The 22,022-nt window shown below is 68.1% G+C and carries 19 protein-coding genes; 15 read left to right on the top strand and 4 right to left on the bottom strand.

Annotated features, from left to right (window positions below; all coding sequences use genetic code 11):
• Positions 1–15: 15 nt before the first annotated feature.
• The 9 genes from AB0O24_RS10805 to AB0O24_RS10765 all read left to right on the top strand — a co-directional run bounded on the left by AB0O24_RS10805 (position 16) and on the right by AB0O24_RS10765 (position 8,821).
• Complete coding sequence (locus AB0O24_RS10805; RefSeq protein ID WP_307387158.1) at positions 16–1,041, top strand: PhoH family protein; 1,026 nt, start codon at positions 16–18, stop codon at positions 1,039–1,041.
• Entirely contained in the window at positions 1,038–1,505 is a 468-nt protein-coding gene (ybeY, locus tag AB0O24_RS10800; RefSeq protein WP_363374789.1) for an rRNA maturation RNase YbeY, read from the top strand. Before AB0O24_RS10805 ends, ybeY begins: the two co-directional genes overlap by 4 nt.
• Positions 1,502–2,806, top strand: a complete 1,305-nt coding sequence (locus AB0O24_RS10795) for a hemolysin family protein (RefSeq protein WP_363374788.1) — start codon at positions 1,502–1,504, stop codon at positions 2,804–2,806. The genes ybeY and AB0O24_RS10795 overlap by 4 nt, the downstream gene beginning before the upstream one ends.
• Positions 2,803–3,696 (top strand): GTPase Era, encoded by an 894-nt coding sequence (era, locus tag AB0O24_RS10790; protein ID WP_363374785.1) that lies wholly within the window; start codon positions 2,803–2,805, stop codon positions 3,694–3,696. The genes AB0O24_RS10795 and era overlap by 4 nt, the downstream gene beginning before the upstream one ends.
• A gap of 32 nt (positions 3,697–3,728) precedes the next feature.
• A complete protein-coding gene (locus tag AB0O24_RS10785) occupies positions 3,729–4,676 on the top strand; it encodes an NADP-dependent oxidoreductase (protein ID WP_363374783.1) in 948 nt (315 codons plus the stop codon).
• A complete protein-coding gene (locus AB0O24_RS10780; RefSeq protein WP_363374780.1) occupies positions 4,673–5,260 on the top strand; it encodes a GNAT family protein in 588 nt (195 codons plus the stop codon). Before AB0O24_RS10785 ends, AB0O24_RS10780 begins: the two co-directional genes overlap by 4 nt.
• Positions 5,261–5,430: 170 nt before the next feature.
• Positions 5,431–7,191 carry a 2-isopropylmalate synthase gene (gene leuA, locus AB0O24_RS10775; protein ID WP_363374778.1) on the top strand — a complete coding sequence of 587 codons (1,761 nt, stop codon included), beginning with the start codon at positions 5,431–5,433 and terminating at the stop codon, positions 7,189–7,191.
• A 23-nt stretch (positions 7,192–7,214) separates the two neighbouring features.
• Positions 7,215–8,003: a methyltransferase domain-containing protein gene (locus AB0O24_RS10770; RefSeq protein ID WP_363374776.1), complete on the top strand. Its 789-nt coding sequence runs from the start codon at positions 7,215–7,217 to the stop codon at positions 8,001–8,003.
• Between the two features lie 32 nt (positions 8,004–8,035).
• Entirely contained in the window at positions 8,036–8,821 is a 786-nt protein-coding gene (locus AB0O24_RS10765; protein ID WP_363374774.1) for an MOSC domain-containing protein, read from the top strand.
• An 8-nt stretch (positions 8,822–8,829) separates the two neighbouring features.
• Here AB0O24_RS10765 and AB0O24_RS10760 read toward each other — a convergent pair whose 3' ends face one another.
• From AB0O24_RS10760 to AB0O24_RS10745, 4 genes are all read right to left on the bottom strand, one after another.
• Positions 8,830–10,005: an acyl-CoA dehydrogenase family protein gene (locus AB0O24_RS10760; protein WP_363374771.1), complete on the bottom strand. Its 1,176-nt coding sequence runs from the start codon at positions 10,003–10,005 to the stop codon at positions 8,830–8,832.
• Positions 10,002–11,165, bottom strand: coding sequence for a CoA transferase (locus tag AB0O24_RS10755; protein ID WP_363374768.1), 1,164 nt, complete (start codon positions 11,163–11,165; stop codon positions 10,002–10,004). The genes AB0O24_RS10760 and AB0O24_RS10755 overlap by 4 nt, the downstream gene beginning before the upstream one ends.
• Before the next feature lie 54 nt (positions 11,166–11,219).
• Entirely contained in the window at positions 11,220–11,924 is a 705-nt protein-coding gene (locus AB0O24_RS10750; RefSeq protein ID WP_363374765.1) for a TRIC cation channel family protein, read from the bottom strand.
• Between the two features lie 109 nt (positions 11,925–12,033).
• Entirely contained in the window at positions 12,034–12,315 is a 282-nt protein-coding gene (locus AB0O24_RS10745) for a pyrophosphorylase (protein ID WP_081317249.1), read from the bottom strand.
• Between the two features lie 269 nt (positions 12,316–12,584).
• On the opposite strand from AB0O24_RS10745, the gene AB0O24_RS10740 reads away from it, so the two are divergent.
• From AB0O24_RS10740 to AB0O24_RS10715, 6 genes are all read left to right on the top strand, one after another.
• The gene (locus tag AB0O24_RS10740; protein WP_363374762.1) at positions 12,585–18,002 is read left to right on the top strand and encodes a DUF6531 domain-containing protein; all 5,418 of its coding nucleotides are present in this window, start codon (positions 12,585–12,587) and stop codon (positions 18,000–18,002) included.
• On the top strand, positions 17,990–18,385 hold the full coding sequence (locus tag AB0O24_RS10735; protein ID WP_275800278.1) for a DUF6188 family protein: 396 nt from the start codon (positions 17,990–17,992) through the stop codon (positions 18,383–18,385). Before AB0O24_RS10740 ends, AB0O24_RS10735 begins: the two co-directional genes overlap by 13 nt.
• A gap of 312 nt (positions 18,386–18,697) precedes the next feature.
• On the top strand, positions 18,698–19,441 hold the full coding sequence (locus tag AB0O24_RS10730; protein ID WP_275800279.1) for a hypothetical protein: 744 nt from the start codon (positions 18,698–18,700) through the stop codon (positions 19,439–19,441).
• A gap of 644 nt (positions 19,442–20,085) precedes the next feature.
• On the top strand, positions 20,086–20,631 hold the full coding sequence (locus tag AB0O24_RS10725; RefSeq protein WP_363374758.1) for an Imm26 family immunity protein: 546 nt from the start codon (positions 20,086–20,088) through the stop codon (positions 20,629–20,631).
• 7 nt (positions 20,632–20,638) lie between these two features.
• The gene (locus AB0O24_RS10720; protein WP_275800281.1) at positions 20,639–21,031 is read left to right on the top strand and encodes a DUF6188 family protein; all 393 of its coding nucleotides are present in this window, start codon (positions 20,639–20,641) and stop codon (positions 21,029–21,031) included.
• A 122-nt stretch (positions 21,032–21,153) separates the two neighbouring features.
• Entirely contained in the window at positions 21,154–22,020 is an 867-nt protein-coding gene (locus AB0O24_RS10715; RefSeq protein ID WP_275800282.1) for a MafI family immunity protein, read from the top strand.
• Positions 22,021–22,022 lie beyond the last annotated feature (2 nt).

Here is a 22,022-nt window from a genome sequence, read left to right as displayed (position 1 = left end):
GTCGATGGCGTCGCCATGGTGCAACTCCTCGGCCCGCAGGATCGTCTCCTGCGCGTGGTCGAGAAAGAGCACCCCGACGTCGACGTGCACGTGCGCGGCAACGAGGTCACGCTGTCCGGGGCTCCGGGCGCCGTGCGCGCGGCGCGCGGCCTCGTCGACGAGCTGCTCGCGATGACGCGCTCCGGCCAGGGGCTCGACCCGGCCGACGTGTCGAGTTCGAACCGCATGCTGCGCTCCGACGGCGGTCCCCGTCCGTCCGAGGTGATGGGCGAGGCGATCCTGTCGTCGCGCGGCAAGGTCATCCGCCCGAAGACCGCCGGGCAGAAGGCCTACGTCGACGCGATCGAAGAGAACACCATCGTGTTCGGCATCGGTCCCGCCGGGACGGGCAAGACCTACCTCGCGATGGCGAAGGCCGTGCAGGCGCTGCAGCGCAAAGAGGTCAGCCGCATCATCCTCACCCGCCCGGCCGTCGAGGCGGGGGAGCGTCTGGGCTTTCTGCCGGGGACGCTGACCGACAAGATCGACCCCTATCTCCGGCCGCTCTACGACGCACTCAACGAGATGATGGACCCCGACATCGTCCCCAAGCTCATGGCGACGGGCACCATAGAGGTCGCGCCGCTGGCGTACATGCGCGGGCGCACCCTGAACGACTCGTTCGTGGTGCTCGACGAGGCGCAGAACACCACGCCCGAGCAGATGAAGATGTTCCTCACGCGTCTCGGCTTCGGCACGCGCATGGTCGTCACGGGTGACATCACCCAGATCGACCTCCCGCAGGGGGCCTCGGGTCTGCGCCTGGTGACGCGGGTGCTGAGCAACATCGACGACATCCACTTCGCTTACCTGACGAGCGACGACGTCGTGCGTCACACGCTCGTGGGTCGCATCGTCGACGCGTACAGCGAGTACGACGAGAAGAGGCTGGTCGCGCGACGCGAGCGCGACGAGGCCACCGAGTTCGCCAACCGTGCGGAGCGACGCGGCCCCCGGGCCGCGGGTCCCCGCGATCACCTCCCGAGACGAAACCGTTCATGACGATCGAGATCAACAACGAATCCGGCTACGACATCGACGAGCAGGTCCTTCTGCGTCTGATGGAGTACAACCTCGCCGAGCTCCACGTGAGCGCCGACGCCGACGTCGCCATCGTGCTCGTCGACGAGGGCGCGATGGAGTCGCTGCACGTGCAGTGGATGGACGAACCCGGCCCCACCGACGTCCTGAGCTTCCCGATGGACGAGCTCCGGCCCGGCTCAGAAGACGCCCCGACCCCGGCCGGCCTGCTCGGCGACATCGTCCTGTGCCCGTCGGTGGCCGAGGCGCAGGCTGTGACGGCCAAGCACTCCACCCAGGACGAACTGATCCTGCTCACCACGCACGGCCTGCTCCACCTGCTCGGTTTCGATCACGCCGAGCCCGACGAGGAGCGCGAGATGTTCGGCCTGCAGCGCGAGCTCATCAGCGGTTTCCAGGCCGTCGAGCGCCGCCGCCACGCATGACCGAGGCCCTCCTTCTCGTCGCTGCGCTGCTTCTCGTCGCCTTCGGCGGCTTGATGGCGGCGTCCGAGGCAGCCCTCGGCGTCACCTCGCGTACCGATCTCCTGGAGCTGGGCGCGTCCGGCCGAAACGCCCGGGCCCTGCAGCGCATCGCCGACGACACGAGTGCGCACATCACCGCCGTCGGGTTCATCCGGGTGCTCGCCGAGACCACCGCGGCGGTGCTCGTGACTGCGGCCTTCATGCTGCTTCTCGACAACATCTGGCTGGCGGTCGCCGCGGCCGCGGTGCTGATGACCGGCATCTCGTTCGTGGCGGTCGGCGCGAGCCCCCGCTCGGTGGGCCGGCAGCACGCACGCGGTCTGCTGACCGGCGGAGCCCCGCTCATCCGGGGGATGCGCATCATCCTCGGTCCCCTCGCGCACGGCCTGGTGTCGGTCAGCAACCGGGTCACGCCGGGTCTGTCGCAGTCGACCTCGTTCGCGTCCGAGGAGCAGCTGCTCAGCATCATCGACGAGGCCGCCGAGAACGAGCTCATCGAAGAAGACGACCGCGAGCTGATCCACTCGGTGTTCGACTTCACCGACCGCTACGTCCGCGAGGTGATGGTGCCGCGGACCGACATGGTGACCGTCGATGCCGCGGCCACCTCGCGCGAAGCCCTGGCCCTGTTCCTCGAGAAGGGCGTGTCCCGCGTTCCCCTCGCCGATGACGAGGCCGACGACGTCGTGGGCATGCTGTACCTGAAAGACCTGGTGCAGTTCGGCTTCCGCGACGAGGCGGGCTGGCGTGACGCCCCGATCCGACGCATCGCCCGCCCGGCCGTGTTCGTGCCCGAGTCGATGAAGGCAGAGACGCTCCTGCAGCAGATGAAGCGCGACGCCGTCCACGTGTGTCTCGCCGTCGACGAGTACGGCGGGATCTCCGGCCTCGTCACCCTCGAAGACCTCATCGAAGAGCTCGTGGGCGAGATCTCCGACGAGTACGACGCCCCGTCGACCGAGGTCGTCCCCCTCGAAGACGGCCGCTACCGTGTGAACGCACGGCTCGGACTCGACGAGGTCGGCGACTTGTTCGGCCTCGAGCTCGACGACGAAGACGTCGACTCGATCGGCGGTCTGCTGGGCAAGGCGCTCGGCCGCATCCCGCAGCCCGGCGCAACCGCCGAGCACTCGGGCCTCGTGATGACCGGGGGAGCCTCGCGCGGACGCAACCGCGGCATCGCCACGGTCATCGTGGAGCGAGCCGAAACCCCGGACGACGACACCGACGCGGACACCGCGCGCGAGAGGAACGACAGATGAGCGACACCCGATCCGGCTTCGTGACGTTCGTGGGGCGACCCAACGTCGGCAAGTCGACGCTGACCAATGCCCTGGTCGGCGAGAAGGTCGCCATCACCAGCGACAAGCCGCAGACAACCCGGCGGGCGATCCGCGGGATCGTGAACCGTCCCGGCGGTCAGCTCGTGGTCGTCGACACCCCTGGCATCCACCGCCCTCGCACCCTTCTGGGCCAGCGCCTGAACGATCTCGTCGAACAGGTGCTGGGCGACGTCGACGTCATCGCGTTCTGCGCGCCCGCGACCGAGAAGGTCGGCCCCGGCGACCGACGGATCGCGGAGTCTCTGTCGGGCTATCCGCGCGCGAAGAAGGTCGCGTTGGTCACCAAGACGGATGCCGCGACGCGCGACCAGATCACCGAGCGCCTCGTCGAGGTGGATTCGCTCCGCGAGGACTGGGCCGCGGTGATCCCTCTGTCGGCGGTCACGAACGATCAGCTCGACGTGCTGAGCGACGAACTGCTCGCCCTCATGCCCGAAGGCCCTGCCCTCTACGACGACGACATCACGACGGATGAGACCCTCGAGGACCGCATCGCCGAGATCATCCGCGAGGCGGCCCTGCACGGTGTGCGCGACGAGCTGCCCCACTCGATCGCTGTGACGATCGACGATGTCGCTCCCCGTGAGGGCAGCGATCTCACCGACGTGTGGGCCAACATCATCGTCGAGCGCGACAGCCAGAAGGCGATCATCATCGGCCGCAAGGGCACGCGTCTCGCCGACGTCGGCGCCCGGGCACGGGCGGGCATCGAACCGCTCGTCGGCGGCCGCGTCTACCTGTCGCTGCACGTGCGGGTCGCGAAAGAGTGGCAGCGCGACGCGAAGCAGCTCGGCCGACTCGGTTTCTGAGTCCGCCGACATCCACGACGAAAGGCGCGATCATGGCGAGAAGGTGGACGGCTTCGGCTCCGGGACCGATCGACACGTGGAGCTTCGACGAGGTCGACGTGGCCCCGCCCGGCCCCGGCGAGGTGACCCTTCGGGTGCACGCTGCCGGCGTCAATCCCGCGGATGCCAAGCACGTCGCGCACGCGCGTCCCGGAACGACGTTCCCGGTTCCGATCGGATACGAACTCTCGGGTGAGGTCCTCGCGATCGGTCCCGACGCCCTCGGCGGTTCCGGTGAGCTCGCCGTCGGCGACGAGGTCGTCGCGTTCCGTGTTCAGGGCGCGTACGCGACGGAGATCACCGTGCCGGCGCGCGATGTGTTCGCGAAGCCGTCGACCCTCTCACACCCCGAAGCCGCGAATCTGCTGCTCGCCGGAACCACCGCCGCCGAGATGATCCAGGTGACCCAGGTCGTGACCGGCGACACGGTGCTGCTGCACGCCGCCTCGGGTGCCGTGGGCGTGAGCCTGCTCCAGCAGGCGCGCGATCTCGGCGTGCACGTGATCGGGACGGTGGGTCCGGATGCCGCCGACTCGGCCGAGCGCGTCCGTCGGTACGGCGGTATCCCCGTCGCGTACGGCGACGGGTTGCGCGCGCGCGTGGAAGACGCCGCGGGCGGGGCGCCCATCGTGGCGGCGTGGGACGCGGTCGGCACCGACGAAGCGATCGACGTCTCTCTCGCCCTCGTCGCCGAGCGCGACCGGATCGTCACGATCGTCAACCCCGAACGAGCGAAGAGCGACGGCTTTCTCTGGATCGCCGGAGCGCGGCCCGAGAGTGCCCGGTTCCGCGACATCGCTCGCGCGCGGGTTCTGGAGCTCGCGGCATCCGGTGCCCTGGAAGTGCCCCTCGCGCGCACGTACCCGCTCGCCGACGCCGTCGAGGCCGTCCGATTCGTCATGACGGGTCACCCGGGCGGCAAGGTGGCGCTGATCCCGTGACCGGGTCGCCGTTCGTCCTGCCCCCGGCGCCCGAGCGACTCGAGGTCGTGCGTGAGCGGGTGCGGTTGCGACCGGTCGTCGACGGCGACCTCGAGGCGATGGTGCGCTACCGCGGGGACGCGGACGTGTGCCGCTTCCTGCCCTTCGAGCCGCAGACGGCGGAGGACATCCGCGGACGGATCGGCCACCTCTTCGGGGGAACCAGTCTCGAAGGTGAACGCGGCGGGGTCGTCCTCGCGATCGAACACGTCGCCGATGGTACGGTCATCGGCGATCTCGTGATCTTCCACCTCGACCTTGAAGCCGGGTCGGCCGAAATCGGCTGGGTCGTGAGCCCGGCGGCATCCGGTCGAGGCCTCGCGACCGAGGCGGTGCGAGCCCTGATCGACATCGCTTTCGGGGTCTACGGGCTTCGCCGCCTGGTCGCCCGCATCGACGCCGACAATGCGCGCTCGCTCGCCCTCGCGGAGCGCGTGGGAATGCGTCGCGAGGCCCACCTCGTCGAGAACGAGTGGTTCAAGGGCCGATGGAGCGATGAAGTGGACTTCGGCATCCTGTCGCGCGAATGGGCGACGGGGGAGTGAACGGCCCCGCGCCGGGCTGGTACGATCGCAGAATGCGCTTCGGTGGTCTGCTTCTTCTTAGCTGCCGCGACGAGTCCTCGATCTAGGGCCATCCTCGTCGCGGAGCTCGTCGTCGGCCCCTCCTGATGCCCTTCCCGGGCGGGAACCACGAACAAGAGAAGCGACACACCATGAAGAACACCCAGAAGCCCACGTCCGCTCCGGTGCACAAGTACCGTCCGTTCCACGAGCAGATCGCGGTCGACCTGCCCGACCGCACGTGGCCGAGCAAGCGCATCGAGGTGGCGCCGCGCTGGTGCGCGGTCGACCTGCGCGACGGCAACCAGGCCCTCATCGACCCGATGAGCCCCGAGCGCAAGCGCGTCATGTTCGACCTGCTCGTGAAGATGGGCTACAAGGAGATCGAGGTCGGTTTCCCGAGCGCGAGCCAGACCGACTTCGACTTCGTCCGTCAGCTGATCGACGAGAACCTCATCCCCGATGACGTCACGATCCAGGTGCTGACGCAGGCGCGCGAGCACCTGATCGCCCGCACGTACGAAGCGATCGCCGGCGCGAAGCAGGCCATCGTCCACCTGTACAACTCCACGTCCGTACTGCAGCGCGAGGTGGTCTTCCGCACCGACCAGCAGGGCATCATCGACATCGCCCTCGAGGGCGCGCGCCTGTGCAAGAAGTACGAGGCGACGATCCCCGAGACCGAGGTGTACTACGAGTACTCGCCCGAGAGCTACACGGGCACCGAACTCGAGTTCGCGCTGCGCATCTGCAACGAGGTGCTCGAGGTCTTCCAGCCCACTCCCGACCGCAAGGTCATCCTGAACCTGCCCGCGACGGTCGAGATGGCGACCCCCAACGTCTACGCCGACTCGATCGAGTGGATGTCGCGGAACCTGAACCACCGCGAGAACGTCATCCTGTCGCTGCACCCGCACAACGACCGCGGCACCGCCGTGGCCGCCGCGGAGCTGGGCTACATGGCCGGCGCCGACCGCATCGAGGGCTGCCTGTTCGGCAACGGTGAGCGCACCGGCAATGTCGACCTGGTCGCCCTGGGCGTCAACCTGCTGACGCAGGGCATCGACCCCCAGATCGACTTCAGCGACATCGACCAGGTCAAGCGCACGGTCGAGTACTGCAACCAGCTGCCCGTGCCCGAGCGCAGCCCGTGGGCCGGCGACCTGGTCTTCACCGCGTTCAGCGGTTCGCATCAGGATGCCATCAAGAAGGGCTTCGAGGCGATGGAGGCCCGCGCGGCCGCCGAGGGTAAGCACATCGACGAGATCGAGTGGGCCGTGCCGTACCTGCCCATCGACCCGAAGGACCTGGGCCGCTCGTACGAGGCCGTCATCCGCGTGAACTCGCAGTCCGGTAAGGGTGGCGTCGCGTACCTGCTGAAGGCCGACCACGCGATCGACCTGCCGCGCAAGCTGCAGATCGAGTTCTCGGGCGTCGTCCAGGCCCGCACCGACGCCGAGGGCGGCGAGGTGTCGAGCGACCAGATCTGGGACATCTTCACCGACGAGTACCTGCCCTCGAAGGATGACGACCAGCGCTGGGGTCGCTTCGAACTGCTGTCGACGCGCTCGTCGAGCGACATGTCCGGCGACGTGCACCTCGACGTCACGCTGCGCGACGGCGATTCGGCTCAGCCGGCGTCCGCCGTGGGCAACGGTCCCGTGGCGGCGTTCCTCGAGATCGTCCGCGCCCAGGGGTTCGACGTCACGCTCTACGACTACGTCGAGCACGCGCTGAGCTCGGGCGGCGACGCACAGGCAGCGGCGTACATCGAGCTGCAGGTCGACGACCAGCGCCTGTGGGGCGTCGGAATCGACAACGACATCTCGACGGCGTCGCTCAAGGCGATCGTCTCGGGCGTGAATCGCGCGATCCGCACGCGTCAGACCAGCGGCGAGCTGGCCGGCGTCTGACGCCGAGCGCGAGAGACACGGCCGTGGCCTACGCCCACGGACACCACGAGAGCGTGCTGCGTTCCCACGCGGTACGGACCGTCGCCGATTCGGCGGCCTACCTGGTGTCCTCGCTGTTCGCCGGCGCTCGCATCCTGGATGTGGGGGCCGGCCCCGGCACCATCACCGTCGACCTCGCCGACCGGATCTTCCCGGGTCAGGTGGTCGGAGTGGATGCCGCCCCCGACGTCGTCGCGATCGCGCGCGCCGCGATCGGGGAGCGCACGAACGTCGAGTTCCGCGTCGACGACGCGTACGCGCTCGACGCCCCCGATGCCTCCTTCGATATCGTGCACGCGCACCAGACGCTTCAGCACCTCGAGCGCCCCGTGGACGCTCTGCGCGAGTTCCGTCGCGTCGCCGGGCCCGACGGCCTGGTGGCCGTGCGTGACGTGGATTACGGCGGGGTGATCTGGCATCCGCTGATCCCCGCTCTGGATGAGTGGCTCGAGATCTATCACGGCGTGCACCGCGGAGTGTCGGGGGAGCCCGACGCGGGCCGGCGGCTCAAGACGTGGGCCCGCGAAGCCGGGTTCTCCCGCATCGAGGCGAGCGCGAGTGTCTGGGTCTTCGACACCGAAGACAAGCGCGCCTGGTGGGGCGGGATGTGGGCCGACCGCGTGCTCGCCTCGGCGTTCGCCGGGCACGCGCGCCGACTCGGCCTCGCCGACGACGCGCAGCTCGAGCGCATCTCGGACGCGTGGCGTGAGTGGGCCGCCCATCCCGACGGGTGGTTCCTGATGCCGCACGGCGAGGTGCTCGCCCGCGCCTGAGCGGGAGCGGGACAGGGTGCGAGGATGGGATCGTGCCCCACGTCGCCGCCCTGTACCGCTATCCCGTCAAAGGCTTCACCCCAGAGCGTCGCCCGCACCTGGTGATCCAGGACGACGGACGCGTCCAGGGCGACCGTGCTCTCGTGTTCCGGTTCGCCGACGCCGTCGAGCCGGAGGACGCGACGTTCCCGAAGAGCCGCGGACTCGCGCTCATGACGTTCCCCACGCTCGCACGCATCGCCCTCACCTACGACGACGGACAGCAGACGCTGCGCCTCCAGGTCGACGACATCGACATCGAGAGCGACCTCAGCCCGCAGGGGCGCGCCCGGCTCGTGGATGCCGTCACGACCTACCTGCGCTCGACCTCGGATGCCCGGCTCCTCGACGCCGAGGGCGTTCTGCCGCTCGCGCTCATCGGCGACGGTCGGACCGCGCGTTTCCAGGACCGCCCGCAGGGATACATCTCCCTTCACGGGGAGGCATCTGTCGCAGAACTGGATGCCGCGGTGTCGGCCCCCGTCGACGATCGCCGTTTCCGATCCAACATCGTCGTCTCGGGCGCGCCGGCCTGGGCGGAACTGGGGTGGCAGGGACGCATCCGCATCGGCGAGGTCGTCTTCGACGTCCAGAAGCCGATCGAGCGCTGCGCCGCGATCACCGCCAACCCCGACTCCGGCGTTCGGGACGCGCGACTGCTCCGCGTGTTGACGACCGAGTTCGAGCAGGACGCCCCGACGCTCGGCATCCTGCTCCTCCCCGCCGAGGGCGGCGGCGTGATCCGCGAGGGTGACGAGGTTCGCGACGAGAGCGACTGAGCGCTTACTCAGCTCGGATCCGCCGCGCGGAACGCCGGGATACCCGTCAGGTGCGCCCCGAGCACCAGCGTGTGGATCTCGTCGGTGCCCTCATAGGTCCGCACCGACTCGAGGTTGGCCGCGTGCCGCATCGGCGAGTACTCCGCGGTCACGCCGTTGCCGCCGAGGATCGTCCGCGCCTTCCGGACGACCGCGATCGCGGCGCGGGTGTTCGCGAGCTTCGCGACCGAGATCTGATGCGGCTGGAGACGACCGGCATCCTTCAAGCGTCCCAGCCGGAGGGCGACGAGCTGGGCCTTCTCGATCTCGAGCGCCATATCGACGAGCTTCTGCTGCGTCAGCTGGAACGCCGCGATCGGCTGCCCGAACTGCCGCCGCTCGCCCGCGTAGGCGAGCGCGGTGGCGTAGCTGTCGCGCGCAGCGCCGACGACGCCCCAGCCGATGCCGTAGCGCGCATTGTTCAAACACGCGAACGCGGCACCGAGCCCCCGGGCGAGGGGGAGTTCGGCATCGAGGGGCAGCCGCACGTCCGTGAGCGCGATGTCGCACTGGATCGATGCGCGCATCGACATCTTCGGCGCGATCGGGGTCGCGGCGAAGCCGGGAGTGTCGGTCGGGACGAGGAAACCGCGGACGCCCTCGTCGGTGCGCGCCCAGATCACGGCGATGTCGGCGATGGATGCCAGTCCGATCCACCTCTTCGCGCCGTCGAGCACCCACGCGTCACCGTCCCTGCGTGCTCGCGTCGTCATGCTCGCGGGGTCGGACCCCGAGCCCGGTTCGGTCAGTCCGAAGCATCCGATGGCCTCACCGCGCGCCATGCGGGGGAGCCAGGCCTGCTTCTGCTCTTCGCTGCCGTGGAGGTGGATGGCCGTCATCGCGAGCGAGCCCTGCACCGACACGAGAGTACGGAGGCCGGAGTCGCCCGCCTCGAGCTCCATCGCGGCGAGTCCGTATTCCACGGCGGTTCGACCGGGGCAGCCGTACCCCGACAGATGCATGCCGAAGACGCCCAGCCCCGCGAGTCCGGGGATCACCTCGACGGGGAAGTGCGCGCGGTCGTACCAGTCGGCGATGAACGGTCGCACGTGCTCGGCGACGAACGCACGCACGCGATCCCGCGTCTCACGCTCCTCGGCGGACAGCATCTCGTCGAAGTCGAGCAGATCGGGCACGGTGTTCATGGGCACTCCTCGGGTGTGTCGTCGAGCCACGAGAGCACCTCGGCGGTGTTCTCTCCCAGGCGCGGGGGAGCGGTAGCGGTGCTTCGGTAGGGCGGCGTCCAGGTGATCGGCGGCCGCACCTGACGAGAGACGCGACCGTCGGCACCGACGGTCTCGACGACGGGATGCAGCCCGAGCTCTTCGGCCAGCGTGAGCCCCTCGCCGATCGAGTTGACGACGCCCGCCGCAACGCCCACCGCGTTGAGCCGGGATGCCCAGCTCGCCGCCGACTCCCCGGCCAGCCGGCCCTCGAGCAACGTCGCGAGGATTTCGCGGTTGCGCACCCGATCGGCGTTGGTGACGAAGCGCGGGTCCTCGGCGAGCCGGTCGATCCCGAGGACCTCGGTCAGCCGCGCGAACTGCGCATCGTTGCCGCAGGCCACCGCTAGCGGCGCGTCGGCGCACCGCAGTGCTTCATAGGGGGCGATCGAGGGATGCCGATTACCCAAGCGCCCCGGCTCGACCCCGGTGCCGAGGTGCGCAGCAGCCTGGTTCGCGAGCGCGCCCTGCAGACTCGACAGGAGGTTGACCTCGACGAGCGACCCGCGGCCCGTCACCTCCCGCCGACGGAGCGCGGCGAGGACGCCGATCACGGCGTCCTTCCCGGTCAGGACGTCGACGAGGGCGACGCCGACCTTCATGGCATCCCCGTCCTGCTCGCCGGTCACGTGCATGAGGCCCCCGACGGCCTGCGCGACGAAGTCGTATCCGGGCAGATCCGCCCCCGCGGCGGATCCGAAGCCGCTGATCGAGACGATGATGAGCCCGGGATGCCGATCTCGCAAGGACTTTGCGTCGAAACCCAAGCGAGCGAACTCGCCGGGGCGGAAGTTCTCGATGACGACGTCGCTGCGGGCGATGAGCTTAGCGGCACGCGCGTGGTCGATCGGGTCGCGCAGGTCGAGCACCACGGAACTCTTGCCGCGATTGACGGACTCGAAGTACGTCGTCATTCCCGACGGCGCGTACGGCGGACCCCACGCGCGCGTGTCGTCGCCACTGTGCGGGCGCTCGACCTTGATCACCCGGGCGCCGAGATCGGCGAGGGTCATCGTCGCGAGCGGACCCGCCAGAACGCGCGAGAAGTCGGCCACGACGATCCCGTCGAGGGGCGCCGTCACCACGGCGGTCCCGCGATCGGTGGCATCATCGCGCAGCCGTGCATGGCGGCGATTCTATCGAGGCGTGTCGTCGTCGGGACGGATGATCGGAATACCGGTGGTCTCGACCGCGACCTTGCGGCGGTAGAGCTTCCGCTGCTCGGGGAGCGACAGATCGAAGATCACGGCCAGCACGCGGATGATCGTGGTCACCACCAACCCCACCACCGCGGCGACCGGGAGGGGAACGCCGAAGGCGGCCGCCGTCGCCACGACCGCGCACCCGCCCCCGGCCGCAACGGCATAGAGCGAGCCGACGTGCATGATCGCGACGGGGAGGCCCATAAGCACGTCGCGCAGGACGCTGCCGCCGACGGCCGCGAGCACGCCGACGAACACCGCCGGAACGGCCGGCAGCCCCAGGGCGAGCGCTTTACTCGTGCCGAACACACCGAACAGACCGATGACGACCGCGTCGAGCATGACGATCGCGCGGTTCAGTCTCTGGAACAGCCCCGACAGGAGCATTCCGACGAGAGCCGCGACGGTCGCGGTGATCAGGTACCAGTTGTTCTGCAGAGTCGCGGGGGTGAGACCGAGCAGCAGGTCTCGAATGAGACCACCGCCCATTCCGAGCAGGATGCCGATGATCGCGACGCCCAGAAGGTCGAGTCGTCGCTGGCCCTGGAAGCCCGAGGCGAACAGGGCGCCCTGCACTCCGCCCAGTGCGACCGCGGTGAGGTCGGCCCACAGCGGGATGATGAAGACGGGCGGGTTCACGGCATCCATTCTCCGCGACCCGACGAAAAGAACCGGCTCGCGGCCACCCGTGTCGTGGGGGCGCGAGCCGGTTCTTACGCGAGGCGTCTCGCGTCGCGGTGGGGGAGGCTCAGGAGCCGCCACCCGCCGAGAAGATGTTCTGCGAGATGGAGTTGAGCTGCGTGCGCAGCTCTTCGAGCTCCTGCTTGGCCTTGTCGAGCGCAGCCTTGGTCTCGGGCCAGGTGGAGCCGCGGAACTGGGCGGCGAGGGGGCCGTCCCAGACGTTCGGGTCCGACAGGATGCGACCCTGGGCGTCGAGCTGCGAGATCTGGTCGGTGAAGCCCCCGTTCACGATCGACTGGATCTGCTGAATGGCCGACTTGGCCTGCTCGGTAGAAAGAACGCGCGACATCATTTCCCCTTTTGCTTCGCGCGGCGCACCCACTGCACGCCGTTCATGACGACACGACGATAAACAACGTCGCGGGAGGTGTCCAGGTGTTGACGAGCGGCGGCGGAGGCGGTTATTGGGACGGAACGGCTCCTCGATCTGGGTTTATGAGGGACGCATGAGAACCTGCCACAAGACCCTGATGCTTCGACGAACCCGGGGCTAAGCTCTTGCGGTCGTGAGCGGTCGCCGCGTTCTCTGGGCGACCGCCGAACCAGTGGGGGGTTTCGATGAGCGATGTCGATCTCGAGGTGTACGGGGCACCGGATCTGACCTACGACTTCGGTCTGGCGGACGCGGTGGGCTCCGCCGCGAACGCGGCGGCGGCCGCCGTGGAAGGCCAGACGGCGTCACGCGCGTCGTACGTCGCCACCGCGAAGGAAGACTTCCAGGGCGCCTTCAGCGAGCTCTTCGCGACCAACGCGACGACCGCCGCGAGCGACGCCCGCGAGCTCGCGGCGCGGCTGCGGGACGTGTCGTCGTTCATCGGACGGTTGAGCGACGCGGCGCGCGAGGAGAACGCTCGCCGCAGGCGCGCACGCGAGTGGAAGGCCCGGGTCGAGGCGCGGCGGTCGAACTGGCTGGACGCGACGTGGGACGACATCTTCGGTGAAGAGCCGCCGCCGCAGGGCGGCGAGATCGAACCGCCGGTCTTCAACGCTTCTGCGGTGCCGACCTCACCGCGGCAGACGCCGGCCTCCGGTGGGGGCGGCGGTGGCGGAACGTCCTCTGCCCGACCCGAGAACCTCCGGACCTTCGCCACGGGAAATTCCAACCTGGATGCGGAGCTCTCCGCTCACCCCGGACGAGTGTCGTCGGCTGCGAGCCAGTTCATGGCGACGTGCGATTTCGGGGGGATCGACGTCGGTCCCGTGGTGTCAGGTTTCCAGGCCTGGTTGAGCGCGAATGCGAATGACACGGCGTGGGCGAACACGATCGCTCAAGCGTTCGAGGACGCCGGGACCAATGGCGGGATCGGGACGGTGTCGGATGCCGCGTTGGCGGCGTCTCTGGCGGCGGCGGGGGTGTCCGCGACCCGTCAGGATCTGACCATCGATCCGCCGACGGCGTGGGGTGGCGCCCCGACGACGGGGTTCGTGAACGACCCGGTCAACTCCGCCACCGGAAACTTCCTCGAGCCGGAGAACGACCTGCCGTTCCCCGCGGCGACGGCGCTTGTGTCGCTGACGCGGATGTACAACTCCCTCAACGACGGGGCCGGGGTGTTCGGCCTCGGATGGTCCTCGATCCTAGACACCATGCTGCTGCTGGGTGAGGACGATGCCCGGTTCGTGAGGGCGGACGGGCGGCAGATCGTGTTCGGCGTCGACGGGCGCGACTGGGCCCGCGGCACGGGGGAGAACTACTGGCTCAACCGCGCCAGCGCGGCGGAGCTCGCGGCTCGGGGGCTGACCGCGCCCGACGGGCTGCTCGTCACCGACAACGCGGGGGCGTGGTGGGCGTTCACCACCGGCGGCGACTGGCTCGGTGCGGGTGCCGGGGCGGGCAACACCGTTACCGTCCACCGGGATGCCGCGGGCGCGATCGTCGCGCTCGAGCACTCCCGCAACCGGCGCGTGGACGTGGAGTACGTCGATGGGCTCGTGGCATCCGTCACCTCCTCCGACGGTCGCCGCGTCGAGTACCTCTACGACGAACACCGACGCCTGACCGCGGTGTCGGGGCCGGCGGGGACGCGGACGTACCGATGGAACGACGACGACCTCATCGACCAGGTGGTCTCGGCCGCCGGGGTGATCGAGTGCACGAACGTGTACGACGCGCAGCGGCGGGTGCGGGAGCAGGTCACGGAGTTCGGGCGTCACACCCGCTTCACGTACCTGTCGGGTCGGGTGACGGAGGTTGCCGACAGCGACGGGGCGAACGCGAACACGTGGATCGCCGACCGTAAGGGCCGGCTCGTCGGGGTCATCGACACGGACGGCAACCGCCAGTCGATGGCGTACGACCCGGCCGGGAACCTCGTCTCGGTCACCGACCGTGAGGGACGTATCACCGTCCACGCGTACGACGACCGGGGACGGAAGACCCGTACGGTCACCCCTGACGGTGCCGACATCACCTACGGCTACGACGACCACGACCGCGTCACCACCGTCGTCACCGCCGACGGCGGCATCGTCACCTACGACTACCCCACCGACCTCGAACGCAACCCCTCCCGCATCACCGACCCCGGCGGCGGTGTCACCGAACTCGACTGGGCCGACGGACTCCTCCGCCGGGTCGAAGACCCCGAAGGCGTGATCCTCCGCTTCGACTACGACGCGCACGGGGAACTCATCGCCACCCGCAACGCCGACGGCGCCACCGCTGCCCTCGTCCGCGACAGCGCGGGCCGCGTCACCCAGGCCATCACGCCGCTGGGCGCGATCACCCGATACACCTACAGCCCCGAGGGTTCGCTGCTGAGCCGAGAGGACCCGGACGGTGCTGTCTGGCGTTACGAGCACGACCCCGGCGGGGTGGTCACCGCGATCGTCGACCCGCTGGGTGGGCGCACGGAGCTGGAGTACGGCCCCCACGGCCGCCTGACCCGCACCATTGATCCCCTCGGCCGCGCGATCGACCGGTCGTTCGATGAGTTCGGCAACGTCACCGGCGTCACCCTCCCGGATGGTGCCGCCTGGGGCTTCACGCACGATGCCCTCTCGCGGCTGCGGGAGATCACCGACCCCGCCGGCGGCGTCTGGACCCGCGAGTACGACGCGGTCGGCGAGCTGACGCGGGCGACGGATCCGACCGGTGTGTCGGCCGAGGTGTCCCGGATCGACACGACCCGCACGGTCCAGACGGCGTTCGAGCAGACCTCGGTCCGTTACGACTCGTTCGGTCGTCCGGAGAAGATCCAGGATGCCGCGGGCGACGCGTCGCTGATCACCTACGACCCCTGTGGTCGTCCGGTGGAGGTGGTGAACGCGGACGGCGGGCTCACTCGCCTCGAACGCGACCGCGCGGGCCGTGTCACCGCCGTCACGACCCCGGCCGGTCGCACGACCCGGTATGAGTACGACTCGTGCGGGCGCCCGGTCGCCGCCATCGACGGCAACCACGCCCGCACCACCCTCGAGTACGACGCTGATTCCCGCGTGATCGCCCGGGTCCTCCCCACGGGGGAGCGGGTGGAGATCGAGTACGACGAGGTCGGTCGGGTGGTGCGTGAGCGCGTCCCGGGCGCGGGTGTCTCGCGTTTCGGTTACGACAAGGTGGGGCGCCTGACGTTCTCGCAGGATGCGCGGTTCGGCATCCGTCGCTTCTCCTATGACGCCGCCGGTCAGCTCGTCGCCGCGACCAATGGGATCGGTGGGGTGACCCGGTACGCGTACGACGAGCGGGGGCGGGTGGTGTCGATCACCGACCCCGCGGGTGGGGTCACCACCCGCACGTACACGCCGTTGGACAAGGTCGCCTCGCAGACCGACCCGCTCGGGCGGGTCACCACCGCCGACTACGACGCGGCGGGTCGCCAGATCCGGCAGACCAGCCCCGACGGGACCGTCACGGAGTGGTCGTACGACGCCGGCCTGGAGTCCGGGCTGAGCGTGAACGGGCGGAAGGTGACGGAGATCCGTCGCGACGCGCGAGCCCGCACGGCGACGATCATCGATCACACCACTGACGAGCCCACCACCCACACCCTCCGGTTCACGCGGCTGGACCGTCTCGCCGAGCGCACCACGCACGGCCCCACCGGGCAGCGCTCTACGCGGTGGGAGTACGACGCCGACGGCACCCGCACCCGCCTCACCACCCTCGACGGGGTGACGGTCGATTACACGCGGGATGCCGCCGGGCACCTCACCCGCATCGACCACTCCCGTCTGGGTGCGGTGCACTACACAAGGGATGCGTTCGGGCGGATCCTCGAAGCCCGCGCCGGCGACAGCCTCCAGACATGGGAGTACCAGGACGGGTACCCGGTCGCTCACACCCGCACCGACGCCGACGGCGCCACCGTCACCCGCATCACCCGCGACGACGACGGCCGCATCACCGCCGTCGACGGGCCCGACGGCACCACCCGCTACACCCACGACGACGCCGGGCAACTCCGTTCCGCCGTCAGCGACACACACGCCAACGCCTGGGAGTACGACACCGCCGGCCGCCTCATCCGCGAAACCGGGGATGACGTGGAGCGGGCGTTCGCGTACGACCTCGCCGGGCAACTTCTCACCCTCACCGCACCCGAGGGTGACACGACCTACGCGTACGACGGGCAGGGGCGCCGCACCCGCGAGACCACCCCGACCGGGTCGACGGAGTACGGGTGGGACGACCGCGGGTGGATCCGCGCGATCACCGCGCACACCCCCGACGGAGAGCGTCGCACCGACCTGCACGTGAACGCGCTCGGCGAGCTCGCCGAGGTCGACGGCATCCCCCTGACCTGGGATGCCGGGTCCTACGCCACCACCCCCCTCACGGTCGGGGACACCGACGTGTTCCACGCACCCGGCGCGATCACCGGCATCGGCGACACCTGGACCACCGGCGGATGGCGCGGCACCCGCACCACCACCACCGACGACCCCTGGCAGGCCCTCACCACCGCCAACGCCCTCGGCGGCGGAGCCGTCGGGATTAGCCCCGCCGGGGGTCTCGCGGTCGCGGGACTGGAATGGATGGGCGCCCGCGCCTACGACCCCGCCACCCGCGGATTCCTCAGCACCGACCCCCTCACCGCACCCGCCGGCGCCGCCTGGTCAGCGAACCCGTACTCGTACGCCGGTAACGACCCCCTCCACGCCACCGACCCCCTCGGCCTGCAACCCGTCACCGACGAACAACTCACCGCCTACGCCAACGCCCACCAAGGTGCCCTCGCCACCGCCGGCAACGCCATCGGCGAATGGTGGAACGACAACTGGGAATACGTCGCCGGCGGCGCCATGGTCATCGCCGGAGGCGTCATGATCGCCACCGGCGTCGGCGGCCCGGTGGGGGCCATGCTCATCGGCGCCGGCGCCGACACCATCATCCAAAAAGCCACCACCGGCGACGTCAACTGGGGCCAAGTCGCCCTCAGCGGAGCATTCGGCCTCATCCCCGGCGCCGGAGCCGCCGGCGGCCTCCTCGCCCGCACCGGCGTCAACGCCGCCGAAGGTGCCGTAGAAAACACCGCCCAATACCTCATCAGCGGGCAACCCATCACCCCCGGCGGACTCCTCTCCACCGCCGCCACCGGCGCGACCATGTCCGCCGTCACCGCCGGAGCCCTCAACCGCATCCCCGCCAGCAACGCGGTCGCCAAACTTGATGAGGTTCCCGTTCGACCGTCGGTCACTGACACGACAGTGATTCCGTCCAGCGGCACGACTTTCGTTGCGACTCCCCAAGGCACCATCTACGACGTACCTTCCGGATGGGCGTTCAGGGAAGCCGACAACGGGAAGGGTCTGGTCGCGCAGGATCCGGATATGGTCGGTGTCATCAACGCGGGCAACAACATGGACTCCAACACCATCCGAATCATGGACCCAACGGACCGATATCCAAACGGGTACTCGCGATACAGCAACGACGTCGGGCAATGGCTGGACCCCACAACGGGCAAGCCAGGCTCGAAGCCAGCGAGCCATATACCTGCCGACTACGAGGGGATTTATCTCCAATGGCCCCAATAGATCCCACAGCACTGATTACTATCTCCGAAAGTAGCACGGTCGATTTCATCGGTGTCGACCATCGTCTCACTCTTCGCTTCTCCGGGAGGGAGGTTGTCACCATAGAGACAGATTTCTTTTTGCTCAGGCACGGGGATCCCGAGCAGCGGTTCGACCCGGACGGTGATAAGAAGACCCTTGGCGAATTCCTCGACCTTTTCGGTCGCACGGTCACAAGTGTTTTCATTGTCGACGGAGAGTTGCAAATTAAGTTCGATAATCATCTGCTGCTACGGGTGCCGCCTAGCGAAGATTATGAGGCGTGGAGCTACTCTGGCGCCGAGAAGCCTCCGACAAAAATCATCTCGATGCCGGGTGGCGAGTTAGCGATTTGGAGCTCCTGATCCCGCGCTTCGCCCTCCAGGGGTACCCCCGCTCCCGCAAGGATTGCAATTCCGCCTCTCAGAACCTGGCGGTACAAAACAAAGTGGACCGTCTCACTCAGTTGCGAGCAGGAGACATTCGTATCAACCAGCAGCAAGTCAACTACGACGGTGTCCGTGTCGGCGTGAACCGTCCGGACCTGCAGTACTTTCTCGACCGACAGTGACACTATGTGGAGTGGGACCGGACCAGATCGAACAGAGGCCCCCTTCACGAAGAGAGTATGTTGGCAACCGATCTCTCGGGATCGTCCATCTTCACACTCTCGACTGATGAGCGGACTTATGCAGAGCTTGTTCGGAGACACCTTCTATCCCGCGACGAAGAGTATGGGATTCATCCGCAGCTCACCCGAATCTCTCGTTCATGCATACAGCGAGTGGTTCGATCGGCTCGGTCACACCTGCCGCATTCAGGTTCATGAAGCACCCCTGCGAACCGTCATGCCGCTCCTGGAACCTCTCACAGGCGACTCGACACGGATCATCGTCGCCGCGACACGGAGCGCAGAATGGTCGGCAATCTTCGACAACCTCGCGACAGGGGGAGACCCGGTCAGCGACATCGCGGTCCTGACGAAAGCACGACGTACGGATGGCGTACTTGTCGGCTACTCTCCCGACGAAAGGGAGACGCCCGACGGCAAGCTCGGGCGGCTCGGCGCCCGAGTCTTCCGCTACACCGAGTACGACCCTGGCAGTCAGCGGTCTATAGCGCCCCCGACCTGGAGCATCTACCTGGCGCGTCAATCGGGTTCGAAGTGGCTCTTCGAAGCGAAGGGCGAGCCACTGAGCTTCGAGGACCTCAACGTCTACGAGCAGCGCCGGGTGAAAGACCGATTCACGCCCGAGATGTTGGAGCGGTACTGCCGTGAGCTCGGTATCGACCCCTTCGACGAAGACTTCTATCCCGGACCCTGCTATCTGGTGGAGAAGCACGTTGATCCCAGCGCGCTCGGCACCATCACCACCTTCGAAGAACAGCAGCGGAAGTGGCAGATCGTTCCGGGTTCCTGATCCCGTCGCACCAACAGGAAACGGCGGAGAGCAGAGAAGTGAGGCCACACATGCCAGACATCGAAACTGTCAAGTTCAGATATGCACCCCCAGGGGGCCCTCGGTGGCTCCCGTCACGGTTGCGACGACGTCGGCTTGAGATCATAGAGGATTGTCCGCCGAACTCCATCGTCGACTTCTACGGCCTGGCTCAACGCTGTCTGGGCGGTGGTACTGATTTTCAGATGTGCCTCACACTTGCCGGGCGGCTCGCTGACGCCCACGACTCACGATGGGTGGGCTTTCCATTCGCCGCCCCCACGGACGACTAGGACGCGCAAGACCAGCAGTCTTCAGTGGACCCGTACGAGGGCAGAAAATGTTCACATCCGTAAGATTTCGGCGAACCGCCGGTGTCGGTCCTCAGTGGATGCCAGAGCGCTTCAGATCCCGGCGGTATGAGGTTAAAGGGGAGGCGACCGAGCCTCGGATCGTGGACCTCGAGGAGCTTTCCGAACTCTGTGATGGCGGACGCAATACAGATCTCCAGCAATGTCTCTCTCTGGCGACGAGGCTCGCCATCGCGGGCGACCCGCGCTGGGTTTCCTATCCCTCCATCGCAGTGGTCGACGAGTAGTCGGCTCCTTCGATGATCAATCAAAGACATGGAGCGTGAGGAGTTCGAATTGGCAAAGAGCAGCCCGGTATACGCCATTCGCGAGGGCGACATCTTCACAATAGGCATCGACGATCGGCACGTGTACGTGGGGCACGTCATCTGCGAGTACCTGCATGCGTGGTTCGTTGTCATCTTCGACGAATGCAGGACAGCATCCGAAGCTCGCGCGAACCCGACCCACGCACTCGCCTCGCGGCCCCTTTTCGGGGCGATCGTGTTCGACGCGAGGTTCCGCCCGGGAATGTGGGAGCTGATCGGGCATTCCGACTCCCAGCCGGAACGATTCGCCCCCGCGTACAGGACAGGAGATCCTCGCGCCAGAGGCATGAAAATCCTGAACTTCCGGGGTACCAAGATGCGCGCGGCCGCCCCAGAGGAAGCCGAGATCTTCCCTCGCAGGACGTACAACTCGCCGTTGGTGTTGGAGAAGGCCGTCCGAGCCCACGCAGGTCGAGAACGTTGGCTACCGGCGTTCGATGATCTTCTTGTAGCTAACCAGCCAAAATCCGTGGATGTTTTCGGAACATTGTGAGTCGAACATGAGCGCACATCATTCTGCACCCGAGATGTTCTCGAACGGCGGCGACCTCGAGTTCATCGGCGTCGACCACCGCCTCACCCTTCGCTTCTCCGAAGGCGATGTCGTCACCATCGAGACGGAGTTCGCACTGACCCGTCCAGGCTCAACGGAGGTGCTCCTGGATCCTGACGGAGACAAGAAGGCCCTGGGCGAGGTCTTGGCTCTGTTCGGGCGACGCGTCACCGGAGCCGAGATCGTGAGCCACGAATTGCGGATCGCGTTCGACGACTCGACCGTGCTGCGAATCCCTCCCGATCCCGACTACGAGGCGTGGAGTTACTCTGGGCCGGGGAATCCGCGGACGCTCGTCATATCGATGCCGGGCGGCGACTTGACAATATGGACCAGCTGATAGGGAAGGAGCATCTCCGTGCGATCCGTCACTTACGGCCAGATCTTCTTCGCCCACTCGTTGTCTGTCCGTCGAATAGACCGAGCTGCGGTCAACCACGTTCCCCCTCGCAAGTTGTGCGGATGAGGCTCCCCTCCGCGCACCTGTGTCGCGTCTGCGGGTACTTCTCAGACGACCCTCCGTGGGGACTCGATGGCCGCTGCCCGACCTACGAGTACTGTCCCTGCTGCGGCGTCGAGTGGGGCTACCAGGACTCCCTGCTGACGTCCACCGAACGATTTCGATCGGAATGGGTGCAGCGCGGTGGGATATGGACGGACCGCACCGTCCCCGCCGACGGCCTCACGACGAACGAGCGCCTCCAACGCCTCGACACCCACCGGGAAGAAACACCGATGACAGACCTCGCGGGCGAGATCATCTTCCATCCGCGGAGCGCGGGCGGCCGCCGCTCGGGTCCGCCGACCGGCGAGAGCTACTTTCCGACGGCCGCCGTTCTCGCGGCCGCCACGTCGGAACGCGACGCGTTCGGCATCCGCGTGCACCTTGCCCACGTGCCGTCGGCAGCGCGATGGACGCCCTGCAGCGTCGGCGTGCTCGTCCCGGGCGCGCCGTTCTCTGAAGCAATGATCCCCGGCGCTCACCTGCTCGTCTACGGAGGCCCGCACGTGGTGGGACAGCTCCGTCTCCTCGGGTCTGCGGACGAGACGAACGCCCACGCGCCGGGAATCGCGCGATGGGCGAGCGCGGAGATCACGTCCCTCTGCGGGGACCTCAGCGGCATCCTGGATCCGGCAGTGCTGCGCGACGTCACCGACCTGGCCGACCATGCGGAGCCCGGAATCGCGCTGGACCTGCTCTGCGACAAGATTCTCGACGCGGACGCTCCGCTCAATGCCGCGCAGCGCAACCGCCTCCTCACCGTCGGACGGGCGATGGGCCTCGACGAGACCGTCGCCTTCCTCGGTGACGCGCCTGCGGAAGGATGACC

The organism is Microbacterium sp. NPDC086615 (assembly GCF_040686055.1).
Classification (GTDB): Bacteria; Actinomycetota; Actinomycetes; order Actinomycetales; family Microbacteriaceae; genus Microbacterium.
This window is presented reverse-complemented; position numbering and strand designations above follow the sequence as displayed.

Bases quoted from the DNA above. Each gene is read 5' to 3' on its own strand.
- ybeY (WP_363374789.1), top strand. From the start codon at position 1,038: ATGACGATCGAGATCAACAACGAATCCGGCTACGACATCGACGAGCAG.
- AB0O24_RS10725 (WP_363374758.1), top strand. From the start codon at position 20,086: ATGGAGCGTGAGGAGTTCGAATTGGCAAAGAGCAGCCCGGTATACGCC.
- AB0O24_RS10740 (WP_363374762.1), top strand. From the start codon at position 12,585: ATGAGCGATGTCGATCTCGAGGTGTACGGGGCACCGGATCTGACCTAC.
- AB0O24_RS10730 (WP_275800279.1), top strand. From the start codon at position 18,698: ATGAGCGGACTTATGCAGAGCTTGTTCGGAGACACCTTCTATCCCGCG.
- AB0O24_RS10795 (WP_363374788.1), top strand. From the start codon at position 1,502: ATGACCGAGGCCCTCCTTCTCGTCGCTGCGCTGCTTCTCGTCGCCTTC.
- AB0O24_RS10745 (WP_081317249.1), bottom strand. From the start codon at position 12,315: ATGTCGCGCGTTCTTTCTACCGAGCAGGCCAAGTCGGCCATTCAGCAG.
- leuA (WP_363374778.1), top strand. From the start codon at position 5,431: ATGAAGAACACCCAGAAGCCCACGTCCGCTCCGGTGCACAAGTACCGT.
- AB0O24_RS10805 (WP_307387158.1), top strand. From the start codon at position 16: ATGGTGCAACTCCTCGGCCCGCAGGATCGTCTCCTGCGCGTGGTCGAG.
- AB0O24_RS10715 (WP_275800282.1), top strand. From the start codon at position 21,154: ATGAGGCTCCCCTCCGCGCACCTGTGTCGCGTCTGCGGGTACTTCTCA.
- AB0O24_RS10720 (WP_275800281.1), top strand. From the start codon at position 20,639: ATGAGCGCACATCATTCTGCACCCGAGATGTTCTCGAACGGCGGCGAC.
- era (WP_363374785.1), top strand. From the start codon at position 2,803: ATGAGCGACACCCGATCCGGCTTCGTGACGTTCGTGGGGCGACCCAAC.
- AB0O24_RS10735 (WP_275800278.1), top strand. From the start codon at position 17,990: ATGGCCCCAATAGATCCCACAGCACTGATTACTATCTCCGAAAGTAGC.
- AB0O24_RS10760 (WP_363374771.1), bottom strand. From the start codon at position 10,005: ATGAACACCGTGCCCGATCTGCTCGACTTCGACGAGATGCTGTCCGCC.
- AB0O24_RS10785 (WP_363374783.1), top strand. From the start codon at position 3,729: ATGGCGAGAAGGTGGACGGCTTCGGCTCCGGGACCGATCGACACGTGG.